The organism is Lysinibacillus sp. BF-4 (genome assembly GCF_000743635.1).
Taxonomy (GTDB): domain Bacteria; phylum Bacillota; class Bacilli; order Bacillales_A; family Planococcaceae; genus Metalysinibacillus; species Metalysinibacillus saudimassiliensis.
In genome coordinates, this window is sequence record NZ_JPUW01000031.1 from 1 (window position 1) to 16,774 (window position 16,774).

The 16,774-nt window shown below is 41.4% G+C and carries 15 protein-coding genes; 11 read left to right on the forward strand and 4 right to left on the reverse strand.

Going from position 1 to position 16,774, the window contains the following annotated elements:
* Nucleotides 1–189 precede the first annotated feature (189 nt).
* The 7 genes from murA (at nucleotide 190) to CH76_RS09990 (ending at nucleotide 5,493) form a co-directional block, all read left to right on the forward strand.
* Nucleotides 190–1,482: a UDP-N-acetylglucosamine 1-carboxyvinyltransferase gene (gene murA / locus CH76_RS09960; protein ID WP_036145626.1), complete on the forward strand. Its 1,293-nt coding sequence runs from the start codon at nucleotides 190–192 to the stop codon at nucleotides 1,480–1,482.
* 132 nt (nucleotides 1,483–1,614) lie between these two features.
* Complete coding sequence (locus CH76_RS09965; RefSeq protein ID WP_036145627.1) at nucleotides 1,615–2,607, forward strand: rod shape-determining protein; 993 nt, start codon at nucleotides 1,615–1,617, stop codon at nucleotides 2,605–2,607.
* 20 nt (nucleotides 2,608–2,627) lie between these two features.
* Nucleotides 2,628–3,461 carry a flagellar hook-basal body protein gene (locus CH76_RS09970; RefSeq protein WP_036145630.1) on the forward strand — a complete coding sequence of 278 codons (834 nt, stop codon included), beginning with the start codon at nucleotides 2,628–2,630 and terminating at the stop codon, nucleotides 3,459–3,461.
* A 13-nt stretch (nucleotides 3,462–3,474) separates the two neighbouring features.
* Entirely contained in the window at nucleotides 3,475–4,323 is an 849-nt protein-coding gene (locus CH76_RS09975; protein ID WP_036145632.1) for a flagellar hook-basal body protein, read from the forward strand.
* Between the two features lie 12 nt (nucleotides 4,324–4,335).
* Nucleotides 4,336–4,578, forward strand: coding sequence for a DNA-directed RNA polymerase subunit beta (locus tag CH76_RS09980; protein ID WP_036145635.1), 243 nt, complete (start codon nucleotides 4,336–4,338; stop codon nucleotides 4,576–4,578).
* A gap of 11 nt (nucleotides 4,579–4,589) precedes the next feature.
* Nucleotides 4,590–5,024, forward strand: coding sequence for a 3-hydroxyacyl-ACP dehydratase FabZ (gene fabZ, locus CH76_RS09985; protein ID WP_036145638.1), 435 nt, complete (start codon nucleotides 4,590–4,592; stop codon nucleotides 5,022–5,024).
* A gap of 88 nt (nucleotides 5,025–5,112) precedes the next feature.
* Complete coding sequence (locus CH76_RS09990; protein ID WP_036145641.1) at nucleotides 5,113–5,493, forward strand: hypothetical protein; 381 nt, start codon at nucleotides 5,113–5,115, stop codon at nucleotides 5,491–5,493.
* A gap of 39 nt (nucleotides 5,494–5,532) precedes the next feature.
* Here the strand turns inward: CH76_RS09990 and CH76_RS09995 are convergent, their stop codons facing one another.
* The gene (locus CH76_RS09995; protein ID WP_036145645.1) at nucleotides 5,533–5,937 is read right to left on the reverse strand and encodes a YwpF family protein; all 405 of its coding nucleotides are present in this window, start codon (nucleotides 5,935–5,937) and stop codon (nucleotides 5,533–5,535) included.
* Between the two features lie 158 nt (nucleotides 5,938–6,095).
* Between CH76_RS09995 and CH76_RS10000 the strand changes: the two genes are divergently transcribed.
* Nucleotides 6,096–6,470 (forward strand): single-stranded DNA-binding protein, encoded by a 375-nt coding sequence (locus CH76_RS10000; protein WP_036145648.1) that lies wholly within the window; start codon nucleotides 6,096–6,098, stop codon nucleotides 6,468–6,470.
* Between the two features lie 72 nt (nucleotides 6,471–6,542).
* On the opposite strand, the gene CH76_RS10005 is transcribed toward CH76_RS10000, so the two are convergent.
* Together CH76_RS10005 and CH76_RS10010 are read right to left on the reverse strand one after the other, a co-directional pair.
* Entirely contained in the window at nucleotides 6,543–9,191 is a 2,649-nt protein-coding gene (locus CH76_RS10005) for a DEAD/DEAH box helicase (RefSeq protein WP_051910313.1), read from the reverse strand.
* Complete coding sequence (locus tag CH76_RS10010) at nucleotides 9,188–10,687, reverse strand: hypothetical protein (protein ID WP_036145651.1); 1,500 nt, start codon at nucleotides 10,685–10,687, stop codon at nucleotides 9,188–9,190. The genes CH76_RS10005 and CH76_RS10010 overlap by 4 nt, the downstream gene beginning before the upstream one ends.
* Before the next feature lie 156 nt (nucleotides 10,688–10,843).
* Here CH76_RS10010 and CH76_RS10015 point away from each other — a divergent pair, with 156 nt between their 5' ends.
* From CH76_RS10015 to CH76_RS10025, 3 genes are all read left to right on the forward strand, one after another.
* Nucleotides 10,844–11,326 (forward strand): transcriptional regulator, encoded by a 483-nt coding sequence (locus CH76_RS10015; protein WP_036145653.1) that lies wholly within the window; start codon nucleotides 10,844–10,846, stop codon nucleotides 11,324–11,326.
* A 107-nt stretch (nucleotides 11,327–11,433) separates the two neighbouring features.
* The gene (locus tag CH76_RS10020) at nucleotides 11,434–12,255 is read left to right on the forward strand and encodes a flagellin (protein ID WP_036145654.1); all 822 of its coding nucleotides are present in this window, start codon (nucleotides 11,434–11,436) and stop codon (nucleotides 12,253–12,255) included.
* A gap of 52 nt (nucleotides 12,256–12,307) precedes the next feature.
* Entirely contained in the window at nucleotides 12,308–15,070 is a 2,763-nt protein-coding gene (locus tag CH76_RS10025) for an S-layer homology domain-containing protein (RefSeq protein WP_036145656.1), read from the forward strand.
* 41 nt (nucleotides 15,071–15,111) lie between these two features.
* Here the strand turns inward: CH76_RS10025 and CH76_RS10030 are convergent, their stop codons facing one another.
* A complete protein-coding gene (locus CH76_RS10030) occupies nucleotides 15,112–16,737 on the reverse strand; it encodes a hypothetical protein (RefSeq protein ID WP_036145659.1) in 1,626 nt (541 codons plus the stop codon).
* Between the last annotated feature and the right edge of the window lie 37 nt (nucleotides 16,738–16,774).

Genomic DNA, 16,774 nt, shown 5'->3' on the forward strand with positions numbered 1-16,774 from the left:
TCCGTAAGGTGTTAAGTGGGGGTAGTTCAAGAGATAATGTAACCAAATTGCAACAATGTCATAACAAAGCTTGTAAGTGCTAGCTATCCGTTGTAAAATTAAAGTGTTTGCTTTTTGGATAAAGAACTTTATGAACGTATCGAATAGATTATAAAATTACCGACTGTAAAGACTATCGGAGGGACTAGCGTGGAAAAAATTATCGTAACAGGTGGGCAAAGATTAACAGGCACAGTTAAAGTAGAAGGCGCAAAAAATGCAGTATTACCAATTTTAGCGGCTTCATTACTTGCATCAGAGGGGCAACACCACATTACTGAAGTGCCAAACTTAGCAGATGTAAAAACAATTGGTGAAGTATTAAGAAGTTTAAATGCTGACGTAACTTATGACGCACAAAAAAGTGAAATATTTATTGATGCAACTAAACCATTATCAAGTGAAGCACAGTTTGATTTTGTAAGTAAAATGCGCGCATCTATTTTAGTAATGGGCTCATTACTTGCACGTAATAACTTTGCACGTGTAGCAATGCCAGGTGGCTGCGCGATTGGTTCACGACCAATTGAGTTACATTTAAAGGGCTTTGAGGCAATGGGCGCAAAGATTTCTTTCGGTCACGGCTATGTTGAGGCTCGTGTTGATGGCAAGCTTAAAGGGGCAGAAGTTTATTTAGATTTCCCAAGTGTAGGCGCAACAGAAAACATTATGACAGCTGCTGCATTAGCAGATGGCGTAACGATTATTGAGAACGCTGCCAAGGAGCCAGAAATCGTAGACTTAGCTAACTTTATTAATGCTATGGGTGGTCGCGTACAAGGTGCGGGCACAAACACTATCCGTATTACAGGTGTTAAAACACTACATGGTACGGAGCATACGATTATCCCTGACCGTATTGAGGCAGGCACATTTATGGTAGCCGCTGCAATTACTGAAGGTGACGTATTTATTGAGAACGCTGTACCAGAGCATATGACAGCACTTATTGCCAAGATGCGTGAAATGGGTATCGAGGTAACCGAAGAGGGCGAGGGCGTGCGTGTACGCTCTACACGACCACTTAAAGCCGTAGATATTAAAACAATGCCTCACCCAGGCTTCCCAACAGATATGCAATCGCAAATGATGGCATTAATGTTAACAGCAAAAGGTACAAGCATTATTACCGAAACGGTTTTCGAAAACCGCTTCATGCACGTCGAAGAATTCCGTCGTATGAATGCTAACGTTAAGATCGAAGGACGCTCGGTATTTATTGATGGCGAAAACGATATGCAAGGTGCAGAGGTAGGCGCAACAGATTTACGAGCAGCTGCAGCGTTAATTTTATGTGGGTTAATCTCAAATGGCGTAACGCGTGTTACAAAATTACACCACTTAGACCGTGGTTATGTAGGTTTCCATACAAAATTAGCAGCATTAGGTGCTAACATCGAGCGTGTTACTACAGAAGACGCTGAAGTAAAAGTTACAATGTAAAATCAAGAGTTGCACAGCAAGCGAAATTGCTTTGCAGCTCTTTTTATTTCCTAGGAAATAAAGATAATGATATGGTAAAATATTTGACAACAACGAAAAATGAATGATGTATATGGGGGAAGGAGTAGTAGCATGTTTTCGAAGGATATTGGTATCGACTTAGGTACGGCAAATGTGTTAATTCACCAAAAGGGAAAGGGTATTGTCCTTAATGAGCCGTCGGTCGTAGCGTTAGATAGTAGAACGCGCAAGGTATTAGCAGTAGGTGAAGATGCGCGTAAAATGCTAGGGCGTACACCAGGTAATATTGTGGCAATACGCCCATTACGTGACGGAGTAATTGCTGACTTTGATGTAACAGAGGCAATGCTAACGTATTTTATTGATAAGTTAAATCTTAAAGGTTTTATGTCTAATCCCAATGTGTTAATTTGTTGCCCAACTAAAATTACGAGTGTAGAGCAAAAAGCAATCCGTGATGCAGCACAGCATGCAGGTGCTAAAAAAGTATTTTTAGAGGAAGAAGCAAAAGTATCAGCAATTGGTGCAGGTATGGATATTTTCCAGCCGAGTGGCAATATGGTAATTGATATTGGTGGTGGCACAACAGACGTAGCTGTATTATCAATGGGTGATATTGTAACAAGTGAATCTGTTAAGGCTGCAGGCAACGCCTTTGATCAAGATATTTTAGCGTACATAAAAAAACAATATAAATTGTTAATCGGTGAACGCACAGCCGAGGATATTAAAATACAAGTGGGTACGGTGTATGCAGGTGGGCGAGACGAGACGATGGATATTCGTGGACGCGACCTAGTTACAGGATTACCAAGCCCTCTGACGATTTCATCTACTGAAATTGAAGTAGCTTTACGTGAAACAGTCGGAATGATTGTACAGGCTGCTAAAAACGTATTAGAAAAAACACCACCCGAGCTATCTGCGGATATTATTGACCGTGGTATTATTGTAACAGGTGGAGGCGCTTTACTGCATGGCATTGATCAGTTATTAATTGATGAACTAAAGGTGCCTGTTTTCGTAGCTGAGAGTCCACTAAATTGTGTGGCCAATGGTACAGCAGTATTGCTTGATAATATTGACCGCTTAGCGGATTTATAAAATAAAGTGAGGTGCTCGCTATGTTTAAAGGATTTTATACAGTAGCTTCAGGTATGATTGCGCAACAGCGCCGTACTGAATTATTAACGAATAATATTTCTAACGCACGTACGCCAGGCTTTAAAGAAGACCAATCTACAATTCGTTCGTTTCCTGATATGTTGATGTCGCGTATTAATAGTACCAACATCCCAACAGAAAACGGTTTAAACCATATGTATGCTAACCCAACAGGTGGTATTAATGCAGGGATTTATATGCAAGAGACGCTTGCTAATTATACGCAAGGGCAGTTGCTCGAAACCGAGCTTGCTACTGATATTGCGCTAATTAATGGGCAAATGCCAGTCAATGCAGATGGTGTTGAGGGTACTGTGATGTTCCGTTTACAACACCCAGGTGGTGGCGAGGCATATACGCGTAATGGTAACTTTACCGTTGATGCACAAGGCTATCTTGTGAGTGCGCAGGGGCTTTATGTGTTAAATGACAATGGGCAGCGCATGCAAGTAAATAATGATGACTTTACATTAAATGCTGAGGGCATGATTATGTCAGGTGACACGCAAGTAGGACGAGTAGGTGTGGCGTATGCCGCTAATCCAGAAGTGTTAATGAAGCAGGACAATGGGCTGTTTCGTTTAGATGGTGGGGGCAACCTGCCAACAGCTTATGGTGTACAAGGTGTCGCATTTAGCACACAACAAAAATATATCGAAAGTTCTAACGTAGACACAGGGCGTGCGATGACCGAGTTAATGACAGCTTATCGTGCGTTTGAAGCCAATCAAAAAGTGCTACAAGCATATGACCGCAGTATGGAAAAAGCCGTAAATGAAATCGGCAAGGTGTAAGGAGTAGATATTTATGTTACGTACAATGATGACGGCAACTAACACAATGGGCGAGCTACAAAGCCAGCTTGATACTATTGGGCATAACCTAGCCAATACCAATACACATGGCTATAAATCGCGTGATGCACAGTTTCAAGAGCTTTTGTATCAGCAGTATAATAATGATAAACTAGACCGTACACAGCGTCAGTCACCAGTAGGCATCCGCTACGGTGTAGGTGCTAAAATTGGGCAAATCCAACACAATCAAAAGCAAGGAGCGCTACAAACAACGGGGCGTGACCTTGACTTTGGTTTTACTTCGCCAAAACAATACTTTACAGTGCTAATGCCTGAGGGAACAGGTACACGTGAGGTGTACACGCGCCAAGGTAACTTTTATGTGTCACCACTCGAAAATGGTAACGGCATGTTAGTAAATGGCGATGGCTACCCTGTAGCAGATAGCAATGGTAATGCCATTACCTTCCCTAACTTTACAAATGTAAAGCACTTTGGTTTAACAGCTGAAGGTGGCTTTACCGTAACATATAATGATGGTTCGACGTTAGGGCAGCCTATTGATTTAGGTGTAACACGCTTTGAGCGACCACAATTTATGGAGCATGTATCCGCAACCTATTTTGCGCTACCACAAAACATGAACGAGCTAGGTGTGACAGAGGCGGACTTATTAACGCCACTACGCGGAGCAGGGCGTACGCAAGTTAATGTACAGCAAGGTATGCTTGAGATGTCCAATGTTGATGTTGGGCGCGAGACGACGGAGTTAATTCAGACGCAGCGAATGTATCAAATGAATGCACGTTCTGTAACGCTAGCAGATCAAATGCTTGGCTTAATCAACGGCATTCGTTAAAGGAGATAATGTATGACAAAAGATGATATTACAGCAGAAATAACACAGCAACCCACGACTGACAAACGACCAAAGCTACGACTGATACCAATATGGCTTCGTTTACTTATTGTGCTAGTTCTCGTTGCAGTAGCAGCGATTATTGGCGCAATGGTAGGCTATGCAGGATTAGGCGAGGGTAAGGCATTTGATGTGTTTAAACCTGAAGTGTGGCGTCATATTTTGGATATTATGAATGGTAAAATCGACAAATAGGAGGAAATCGCATGAACGTAGAAGAAATTCAAAAAATTTTACCGCACCGCTACCCATTTTTATTAGTGGATCGTATGTTAGAGGTTGAAGAGAAGCGTGCAGTAGGGATTAAAAATGTAACGATTAATGAGCAGTTTTTCCAAGGGCACTTTCCAGGGTATCCTGTAATGCCAGGTGTATTAATTATTGAAGCATTAGCACAAGTAGGCGGCGTAGCATTACTAAGCTCTCCACAGTTTAAAAATCGCCTTGCCTTTTTAACGGGTGTGGATAACTGCCGCATTAAGCGTCAAGTTGTGCCAGGTGACCAGCTTCGCCTTGAGGTAGAGTTTACACGTTTACGTGGTTCAATGGGTAAAGGGCATGCGGTCGCAACGGTTGAAGGCGAAATCGTTTGTGAAACAGATATTTTATTTGCGATTGGACCTGAGCAACCTACTGCGTAATTTGCAATTACTATTAAAAAGCTATAAACTTAGGAAGTTATCGCGTAAAATAAGCAAATGCTTTTTCGATATGTAGGAGGATTAATAAATGTATAAGCAATTATCTTCGGGCATTAAAATTAGTATTACACGTTCTATTTCATTTGCCTTCGAAACATATATGGCTAAAATTGAGTGGCGTGAGGATAAGTATGACCTTAATGATTTTGTAGCTCACTGGCAACAATATGTACTAACAAATGCAGCTTGGTATGACAAAGTACCAGAGGATGCACTACGTAGTGTTGAATTTCAGGAAGAACTAGCAAAGAAAATCAATGAGGTAATCGCTAAAGTACTACAGCAAGCGCCGACAGATGAACAAATCGCTAACATCGAACAGCTTGAGCAAGCAACAGGCAAAAGCTTTGATTATGGTTGTAAAGCAGAGGCTACCTTTGTTGAAAACAAATTAAAAGAGTTAGCATAAAAAACGAGAAGTCACGCATCATGTGACTTCTCGTTTTTTTTATAGGCGTGGGCGATTGCGCATACCTGTTTTAAATTGAGTTAGTAATTGTTCTTCGCTTAAATCTTCCGCTAGTAATGATGCTAGCAGTTGCTCCGCATATTGCTGGCGACGAGCCACAAGCTTACCAGAAAACAATACGGATACACGTTCACCGATTGGTTTAATCGCACGTACGACAAGCTCAAATGGTGCAGGCTCATTATCAGGGAAGGAAATTACAGCGCGCGCATGTACAACGGTTTGCTCCTCTAACAATGGCGTAAGAAAGGCATTCATATCTTCTGTTAAAAATGCCTCAAGCAACCAAGATTGGCGGCTGTTTTCCTGATTAATAATGACACCATCTTCAAGCGGTAGGTCTTGCCCTTGCACTTCGAGTTGTAATAATTTGAAGGTTTTCATAAAAAAATCTCCTTTTTACGAAATTTACGATTTACCTATAGCTTAGCGTAGCAAAATGAAATAATCACGCGAGAAAGCTAGCGAAAAATCAATTTTACTGAAGTTGTCTCATTTTCTTCCTGCCCTTATGATAAGCGTAACGAAGGGAGGTGACAACTATGAATCATGTCGGACTTGTTGGGCGCACAACGAAACATGCTGTTTTGCGTGAACTAGCGGGTGGTAAAATGCAAACAAATTTTTCGTTGGCGATTAATCGCACGTTTAAAAATCAGCAAGGCGAGTTTGATACAGACTTTGTATTATGTGTGGCTTGGGGCAAACTTGCCGAAACGATTGTTAAGCACTGTGGTAAAGGCTCACTTATTGGCGTTAGCGGACGCATTCAATCACGTAACTATGATAGGGAAGATGGGACGCGTGTATTTATGACGGAGGTCGTTATTGAGGACGTGCGTTTTTATCAGCTAAAGCCGACGGAGGCTCAGCAAAATACTACGCCGATGCCGCCAGTCGATTTTTTATTGCCGTAAACAAAAGAATAGAAGTAGAAGCTAATAATCATGCCAAATCTTGCGATGCGCGGGTAACGCATCGCAATCTTCTTATTCGTCTAGTGTCATTAACTGCTGGAGCTCCTCATCGCTTAACTCAGTCAACCACTTACTTGATTGGATAAGCTCCTCTGATAGTGCGGATTTCTCCGTAAGCAGTACATCGATTTTTTCCTCTAACGTACCAAGGGTAATAAATTTATGCACCTGTACAAAGCTCGTTTGTCCAATACGGTAGGCACGGTCAGTAGCTTGATTTTCTACTGCGGGGTTCCACCAACGGTCAGCATGCAATACATGGGTCGCCGCCGTTAAATTTAAGCCCGTTCCACCAGCTTTTAATGACAGTAGAAAAATCGGAAACTCCCCGTCTTGGAAGCGTTGTACCAAACGGTCACGCTGGATTTTAGAGGTACTCCCTGTCAGGAAGGGAGCCTCTACGCCATGTAGCTCAGCTAGGCAGTACTGGAGTAGCTTGCCCATGGATACATATTGCGTAAAGATTAAACATTGCTCCCCATTGGCCGCGATCTCTGCTGCCATTTGGATAATACGCTCAACTTTAATAGAGCGCTGTACTAATTCACTCGGGTTAGTGAGCGGCTCTTTTAAATAAATGCTTGGGTGATTACATAATTGCTTTAGCTTATTAAGCATTACAAGGATTTTGCCCTTTTTTTCTAGCCCATTTAAGTTTTCAATGTTCGCTGCAGTTTCTGCAACATAGGCTTCGTAAAGTGCTGCTTGTTCCGTTGTGAGTGGGCAGTACTCTTTCATTTCTTGCTTGTCAGGTAAGTTGAGTTGTAAGTTTTTATCACGCTTTGTACGACGTAGTAAAAACGGCTGGATTTTAAGGCGTAATTTTTCGGTTACCTTTTGATCTTCATCGCGCTCAATAGGGATGCTGTAATTTTTAGTGAAGCGACCATAGGTGCCAAGGTAGCCGCGTTGGATAAAGTCAAAAATTGCCCAAAGCTCAGCGAGGCGGTTTTCGACAGGTGTACCTGTAAGCGCGATATGATGTGCACCACGCAGTTTGCGAATGGCGCGTGATTGCTGAGTTTGCATGTTTTTAATATTTTGGGCCTCGTCTAGTACGACACTTGACCACTGTACATCTTGTAAAAACTCAATGTCTTGCGTAATTGTGCCATACGTCGTTAAAATCACCTGTGCGCCGTGCGTTGCAAAATTTTCGTGGCGTAGGCGAGTGCCTGCGTAATGCGTATGCACATTAAGGTGTGGTGCAAAGCGTGCAAGTTCTTTTTGCCAGTTGCCAAGCACAGAAGTTGGGCAAATAATAAGCGATGGTGCAGTGAGCGCAAGGTCGTCATAGAGATGTAGTAAATACGAAATAAGCTGTACCGTTTTACCAAGCCCCATATCATCTGCTAAACAAGCGCCTAAATTTTGCTCACGCATAAAGGTAAGCCACTCATAGCCTTGTTGTTGGTATGGGCGCAATTCAGCTTGTAAGTTAGTAGGTGCAGGTCGCGTTGGGATAGTGTCCTTATCACGTAACTGAAAAACAAGCTGTTGTAAGGAACGTTGAAGCTCAAACGTCACGATAGGGTCAATATCATCATCTTCAATCGGCAATAGCTCTTCTGCTGCGTCGTTAAATAATAAATCGCGCACGGTTAGTTTTTCGGACTGGGCGCGGTCAATAATTTCGCGGATTTGTGCCGTCCAAGTAGCATCCACACGGAACCACTCATTGCCCACGCGTATAAATTCGCGTTCTTCTTCTACAATCTTCATAAAGTCGGCATGTGACAATGTGCCATCTCCAAGTGCAACTTGCCAATTAAATTGAATAATGTCGTCCAATCCTGCTACAGATTTACGATTTGTTGAGGCGCTTAACGATACGCGCATTTTAGTAGCTGTTAACGATTTTAGCCATGCAGGTAAAATCACATCAAAGCCAAATGCTTGTAAAGTCGCCACATCATCGCGTAAAAATTGCTGTACGTCTTGATCAGCTAAGCGCAGGTGCATAAAGCTATCGCTCGCACCAAGCCCAAGGATGCGGTAAATATGCGCTTGTTGTGTCGCGAAGTAGTTAGCAAGATGAGCCCATTTTTTAGGCAATGTATCTGTAATGGCTAGCTCACGTTTGCGTGTTGCAGGTGTCCAGTAGGCAGAGGTAGCGGTATGTACAACCGTTTCGAGTAGCCATTCGCTCTCCTCTAGTGCAGGCTCGCTTAAACGTACAGAAACCGTCACGCCATCTACAGCGCGCGACGGTTGAAGCGGCCACCCATCCTCTTGTAAGAAGGGTAGTAGCTTAGGTACATGTTGCAATGTAATATCATGTGCAGCTAGTACTGATTGAGCCGCTGTTGCAAGCAACTCGCCGTGCGGTAAGTTAAAACGAAGTGTGCCTTCCTCAATGATGGCGTAATGCCATAAATCAGGGCTCGTCCAGTAGGGGATGATGTCATTGGCATCACTCTCAATTTGCACGAGTGGGTTGCGATAGGCTGGGCTTAGCGCATCTAAAAGCTCATGCGCCTTAACAATTAAGCGCTCATTATCAATCGTCGTCGTTAACCCATAAAAGCACGTAGTATAGCGATAAAATAATAAGGATGCGAGCTTAGCGGGTGCTAAGGTTGGCGATGTCACGGCAAAGTGAGCGTTTGGTAATGGCTCAAGGTGCAACGTAACAGCGGCAATGAATGGTGATTTGGTCATAACGTTAAGCTTCCTTTCTCAAGCTCCTCTTGCAGGGCACGCAGCCGTTTATGTTGGTGTTGCAAGGTGTTGATGTAGTCGTTAAAGTAATTTTGCTCGCCAGCACGTTTAGCGGCACTACGCATAGCGCGTAAAATACGCACCGCATTTTTATAATGCACGCGTGATTTACCGTCAATCTCTTGCATCGCATAGTAGTGGTAGAGTGGCAAAGCATGTTGCGGTGAGTCTTTAACTAAGTCATTAAAGCCGCAAGCCGTAGCGTAGGCTAGGGAGGAGGTATGCAACATATGCAAACCAATCCAATCATCATAGCGCTTTTTACGAATTAAAAAATGGGAGTACGGGCGCAACCCAGCTTTACCAAAAGCTAAAAATAATTGCGCTTCTTGCTCTTCGCTCAGTGTGACATTGAGCATTAAATCATAAATGGCTAAAGCGCGTTCCTCGCGCGAAAATAGCGGCAGCCCTTCAATAAAAGCTGGTAGTCTTGGCATAATTGCATCAACAAGTGTTTCAGCGTGAGCTGTATCTTTGGCTACATCAAGTGCCAATAAATACATCGCTGTATCCATATCAAGCGCATTAGCATCCAACTGTCCCTCATCTGTATAAAGCGCAGTTAAGGCATGTGTCGTAGGGTGGTCAAACAGTTGTTGCTCGCGTGTAAAGTTATGCGGTGCAATAAAGCGAATAACAGCCTCGTAAATTGCAAGGCGTGATGCCGTATGTGTCGAAAAATCACTAATAAATTTACGTGCACATACAATAATAGAAGTAATAAACTCATCCGTCGCAAATAAACGAGGGGCTTGGCTCACACTCTCAAGCAGTGTTAGGCAGTTAGCTTGCCAGTCATCAAGTAGTGTTTGAAAGGCAGGACGTGTTAAATGAAAGCTACGTTGTGGCGTCTCTTGTAGCATTTTCCAAATATCATACATCACGTGCATTTCCATAAATAATTCGTATAATGCCTGCCACTCACGCTCAAAAGGACGTGTGCGTAATAAATTTTGTAGAATGCGGTTTTTAGCGTAGTGTAAATTATAGCCCTCAAAGGAGCGTTCTTCTTGTAGACCTGTATGCACTTGATCGTAAGCAAGCTTGCGCCAAACAGCAGGTGAACGCTCTGTAGCAATCGGTGTGCGCCAATCGTCAACAAAACTTTGTACAGAAGAAAAATGCTGATATAGTGCAAATAATGTAGCAACACGGTGGCGGCACGTGCTTTGTAGGCATGTGCAACTCGTTGTTTTGTTGGCTAAAAAAATTTGGACATACATCGGGCTAACATCGCGTATCATTGCGGTTAAAGAAATGGTATGTGTATTATATTCCGTAAAGGTTACGGATTGATTGCGTAGTAAAAACGTTGCGCGTGTGATGAGCTCAGCATGTTCTTTGACTGTCGGCTGTAGTGCCTCCGTTTGCTGTGTTAATAGCTGCTCAATGGTATCACGATAATCCTGCGCTAGTTCAGCGATAGATAATGCCAAGGACAAACACCCTCTCTAGTAAAATGATTATCCTTTCATTATACGTTGAAAGTGTAGGTAAGTAGGTGTGAAACGCTTACCTTTAAGAAAAAACTTGCTTAAACGACAATAAAAATGCTATTATAAACATAATAGTAACGAAAGGAAGTGTAGCCTATGATTCAAGTAAATTACATGAAGCCTTTTTATACAAAACTTACGGCACGTCAACTCAGGTTAGTTTTTGCCTATCAATATTTTTCTGTTGTCAAGGACGATGAGCTTTACTACTTTGTTCCGATTGAAGGTAAAGAGATGATTGTTAATCTTGATACTATGCAAATCGAAAATTTAGCCGAAGTCTTTGTGTTCCAAAAGGGCAATCGCTTTTTACGTCTGCCGCTCTACCAACTAATGCTAATGTCTAACATACAAGAGCACTTACTGCCGATGCTTGAGGAGGTTATTGCTAAAGCTAATGACGTACCGCAACAACAACCAGCACCACCACCAGCAGTAGATGAGCCAACCGCATTTGAGCAAGAGCTTACTAAGCGTAACTATGATTACTTAATTGATTGTGCATTAGACAGCAACGACGAAGCGGCATTCCATAAGCTAGTCGATGCAAAAAAACAACTGGAGGTTCAACCATCGTGATGTACACAACAGCCTAAGGTATCTTTTTTCAGTTCACTGAAAAGAGATACCTTTTTTGTATAGTTTAGGTTAAATGTGCCGATAGCTACTATAAGGAGGGATCCATTATGAGAATTGGTAGTTGGACAGCGACAGGGATGTCAATTGTTAACCACATGAACCGCAATTGGAACGCGGCCAGTAAATCCATGCTACGGCTTAGCTCAGGCTACCGCATTAATAGTGCGGCTGATGATGCGGCAGGGCTTGCAATCTCCGAAAAAATGCGTGGACAAATTAGAGGGCTTACGATGGCCTCTAAAAATATTATGGATGGTGTTTCACTTATTCAAACCGCAGAGGGTGCATTAAATGAAACTCATGCCATTGTGCAACGTATGCGAGAGCTTGCCGTGCAAGCGGCAACAGATACTAATACGGATGATGACCGCGCTAAATTAGATTTGGAGTTTCAGGAGTTAAAAAAGGAAATCGACCGTATTTCGACAGATACGGAGTTTAATACACGCACGCTATTAAATGGGGATTATAAGGATAATGGGCTAAAAATACAGGTGGGAGCTAATAGCGGGCAGGCAATTGAGGTAAAGATTGGCGATGCGGGGCTTGCGGGCATAGGGCTTAGTACGGAGTCTATTGCTACGCGTGAGGGCGCAAATGCGGCACTAGGTAAATTGGATGAGGCGACCAAAAATGTATCTATGGAGCGCTCACGTCTTGGCGCGTACCAAAATCGTTTAGAGCACGCATACAATGTAGCCGAAAACACCGCCATTAATTTGCAAGACGCAGAGTCGCGTATACGCGATGTGGATATTGCAAAAGAAATGATGAACATGGTGAAATCTCAAATTTTAGCACAAGTTGGGCAACAAGTACTAGCTATGCACATGCAACAAGCACAGGGCATTCTGCGTTTGCTAGGGTAGTGCAAAAAATGGTATTATATGAGACAAATACGAATAAAAGAGGTGCACAGAAATGAATAAAAAGTTTTTAGTAAGTGCAACAGCAGCTGCATTAGTAGCATCAGCAGTTGTACCAGCAGCAAATGCAGCAGGCTTTAAAGATGTTACAGCAGACAATGGTCATAAAAAAGCGATTGAAACATTAGCAGGTTTAAACATTGTGAGTGGCTATGAGGATGGTACATTTAAACCAAATCTTCAATTAAAACGCTCGCACGTAGTCAAAATGCTAGGTAAATGGTTAGTTAACCAAGGTAACACAATCCCAGCTAACTACAAAACAGTACAGCGCTTTAATGACGTGCCTGTTAACCATAAAGACGAGGAGCTTGTAAAATATGCAGCACTTGTTAATGATATGGGCGTATTTACAGGTAACCAAAATAAACTAAATGGGCAAGATAGCATGCGCCGTGACCAAATGGCATTAGTGCTAACGCGCGCAATCAAAACCGTTTATAAACAAGATATTGTCAAACAAGCGCAAGATGCTAAATTTGCATCTAAAATCACTGACCTTAAAGGTTTAACAGCTGATAAAGTAGCAGCTATCCAAGCATTAGAGTACAAAAAAATTACCAATGTTACACAATATAAACCACTTAACACAATGACGCGTGCACAATTTGCGACATTCCTATACAACACATTAAATGCACAAAATACAACGCCACCAAAGCCACAACCAAAGCCAGATGATATTAAAACAGTTGAGGTTGTTGACCAACGTACACTTAAAGTAACGTTAAACAACGGTAGTGTTAACAACATTCATTTATTAAGTGACCTACCAGCTAACAAGGAAGTAACAATTCCAATCGTGGTGCAAGGTAAAGACTATGAAGTTACCGTAACGTATGTGCCAAAAACACAAGCCTTCCAAGTAGCAAGCATTAAACAAACAAGTGTAACTGAGGTTGAGGTAACATTCTCTAAACCATTAAATAACAAAGTGCTTGATAATAAAACGATTCAAGTCCGTGATACAGAAGGCTACGCAAAAGAAGAATTAGAAAACATCATTTTAACGAACGACAATAAAACGTTAAAGATCATTACAAAAAACCCGCTTAAAGAGGGTGTAAAATACGAAGTTTATGCCAAACAAGTTAACTCGCAAAGTAATGAGGTAATTGGTGAAGTAGCATCTAAATTTGTTGGGATTAAAGATGATAATCGCCCACGTATTAAAAACTGGGAAAATATCGGCAGTAATCGCTTTAAAATTCACTTCACAAAGCCTGTTAACTCTGTACAAGGCGCTAACTACCGTTTAACAGATGGCAATATTGTTAAAGATGTTAAAAATGAAGGTTTAGATAAGAGCGGCAACTTTATGATATTTGATTTTAGTAACGCAAAAGTAGGTAACAAAACGATTAAACTAGGTTCAAATGTCATCATTCAATTAACAGGTGCTATTGATAAAGCAGGTAATGAAATGGCAGAAGCTGATACTAATGTGCAAATTAAAACACGTCAGCCTGATGGTGTAACACCAACATTAGCTAAAGCTGAGCAAATTATTCCTAAAACAATTAAACTAACATTCTCTGAGCCAATTTTACGTGCAAGTTCGGATATTGTTGAGGTTATCTCAGATGGTAAGGTTGTAAAATTTGACTACAAAGCTGACGAAAATGACCCAAAAGTATACTATTTAACATTAGATAAAGCGGTTGGTGGCGAAGTAACCGTTCGTACAATAGCTAATAAAAATATAGTAGATTATTCAGGGGAAATCGGTACATTTAGTCAAAAGTTAACAATGAAGTACAATGCCGAAGCACCGCAAATTGGTAATGTTAAAGTAGCCAAAGTAGATGGCAAAGAGTATTTAGTATTTAAAATTATGGGCGCAATTAAAGGCGTTGAGCAAGGCACAGCATCATTTACAGGTGAGGTGCGTGTAGACGGCAAATTACAAAAAGTGTCATCAAGCGCAGCATTACTACAACATACTAACAATGAAGGCGAGTATATGGTCAGCTTAGGTGCGCTATTTGCTAAAGCAGATCCTCAAAACGTAACGTATCAAGGCGAATTAGTAATTGATGGCATTACAAATGACTATGACATTGCTATTGAAAATAAACTTGTAACATTTGACCGCTCTAAAGACGAAGTAACTAGCAACTATCAAATTAAGTTATCATCTGATTTACAAGCAATCGAAACTCACAGCAACTCAGCTAGTACTGTATTAGATGATAGCTATATGCGTGTTAATTTTGATGCGCCTGTAGATATTGCAACAATTGTGCCAGCTAACTTTGAGCTAGCTAAAGGCGAGATTGAAAGCGTAATGGTCGACGAAAAAAATAATCGCCCACGCTCTGTGTTAATTAAACTTGCTAATGTGAAAGCTGGCACTGATAAATTAACAATTTCAGGCGTACGCGCCCAAGGCTCTACTGTAGTAATGGATAAAGTAACAGAAGAAGTTAAATTAAATGCTTACAGTAACAATAAGCCAAAACCTGAAGCGTCAACAGTAACAGCAAAGGCTACATTAGCAACAAGTAAAAAAGTAGATATTACCTTCTCTGAGGCGCTAACATCTATTGACGACGCAACATTTGAATTATTTGTAGGTAATGAAAAGCACATTACAACAGCTAGCTTAAATGAGGATAAAGATGTTGTAGCGTTAACAATTACATCAGCAACAACGGATTTAACGGAAGCAGCAAGCCCAATTACATTTTCAATTAATCAATTAAAAGATAAAGATAGAAAAGTAATTACGGTTACTAAACAAGAAGTTACTAAATAATAAGCAAAAGCTTCCCGCACAAAACGTGTGGGAAGCTTTCTTTACTTATTGTAATCTACTACGTGGTCATAGCCTTCAATGATGGAGGCAAAGCCGAGTGTTGTTAGGTTTTCGTATAACTTAATGGGCATAGGTACATCATTACTCATTAAGTACACCAACTTGCTTGAAATTAACGTGTAATAAAACGAAAGATCATAGGGAATATCAAGCTCCTCATAAAGGGTAAGGCTCGCAATTAAATCCTCTAAGGTTAGGACGTCATAGTCTTTACCAGATAGTTTGCCGCTGCCATCAATTTGGTACCATAAGTCGCCGTTCGTTTGGTTAATCCAATCAAGCCCTGTATCCTCAAAGGCTTGTTTAATGGCCAGTGCGGTATTTTTATAGTCTTTGTTGTTTGTTTTTTTGTATGTTTTAAATAAAAAGTTCATTTCACCTAGCGCATGGTTAAGGGACACATGCGTTTTTTTGGTTTGGTGTTTAGAGTAGTAATCTAAAATATAGTAGCCATTGTCTGTGCGTAAAATATTATCAATGCGCTCCTGATCTGCTAAAAAGTTAGCGTAAATTAAATCACTGCTTGCCACATCTTTGTTGTTAAGCAATTTACCAGCCTGGCTTAAAAATAGCGCGATGTTTTCGTTGTGGCGCGTGTCGGTATACGGTGCTTGGATGCCGTAATCTTTTTTAAGCCATGTGCTTGTATACTCCGTTTGCCAAATGGCAGCATCGCCTTTAAAGAGCAATAAGTCATTAAGGGAGTTAACAATCATATTGTAATAAAAGCGCTGTGGTACTTTGTCGTTGAGCTTAGCAATTTTATTTGCTTGGAGGGCAACAAGGTTGCGCCCGTAGCCTACTTTAGTGGCAGGCTCTACTGACCAAGGGAGTTTAGTGTAAGTACCGTCGGCCACTAACCATTTATTAGACATAATAAATTTGTCGTTGGTAAAGTTTTTGTAGTAGTTGCGTTCGTCTTCGTTGTCAAAGAGCTTGTCTTTACCTACAAGCATCCAGCTCTCGCTAATATCGTCTTTTGCTGTAGTATGAAGCGGCAGTGTAAAAGTAGCCACTTGGTTATCATGCGTTTTGCTATACGTTTTATCCTCACGTATTAGCTCACGTAGGCGACTTTCGGAGCCGTCGTCGTACGTCTCTATGAGTTGCTTAGAAATATAATTTTGTGACAGTAAAATGTCGTAGCGTTTATTAAAGGTAAAGATGCCTTTTATGTTAGAGGTGTAATCAATACCAAAAACGCGGTCATGCTCTTGCTCAATGGGCTCTTCAAATGAAAAGTAGTCCATTGACTTAGCCTTGTTAACAACTAATTTAATAGGAAGGGCGAGTGGCTCATCAACCTTGCTAGTAAATTGTTGAAAGACAAATTGGTCACCATTATCAATTTCACGCACAACAATTTGTAATGTACCGAGCTCCTTTTGTGCGTCGCTGACGTCATACGTATAAGTAATGTCCGTAGCGTTTTCTCTTTTGGTTGTTACGGGCTTGCTAGGTGCTAATGTAAAGTGTGCATCACTTTGCAAAGCCACGGTAGGTGATAGGGTAATGAGCGCGCCTTGTGCTGTTGGTCTTGTAAGGTAATAGGTGCTAGCAAGCACAATAATAACTAACGCTGCTATACCTATGATTAATTTCTTCATGGGATGTATACACTTCCTTCCATAATAATATAGTATA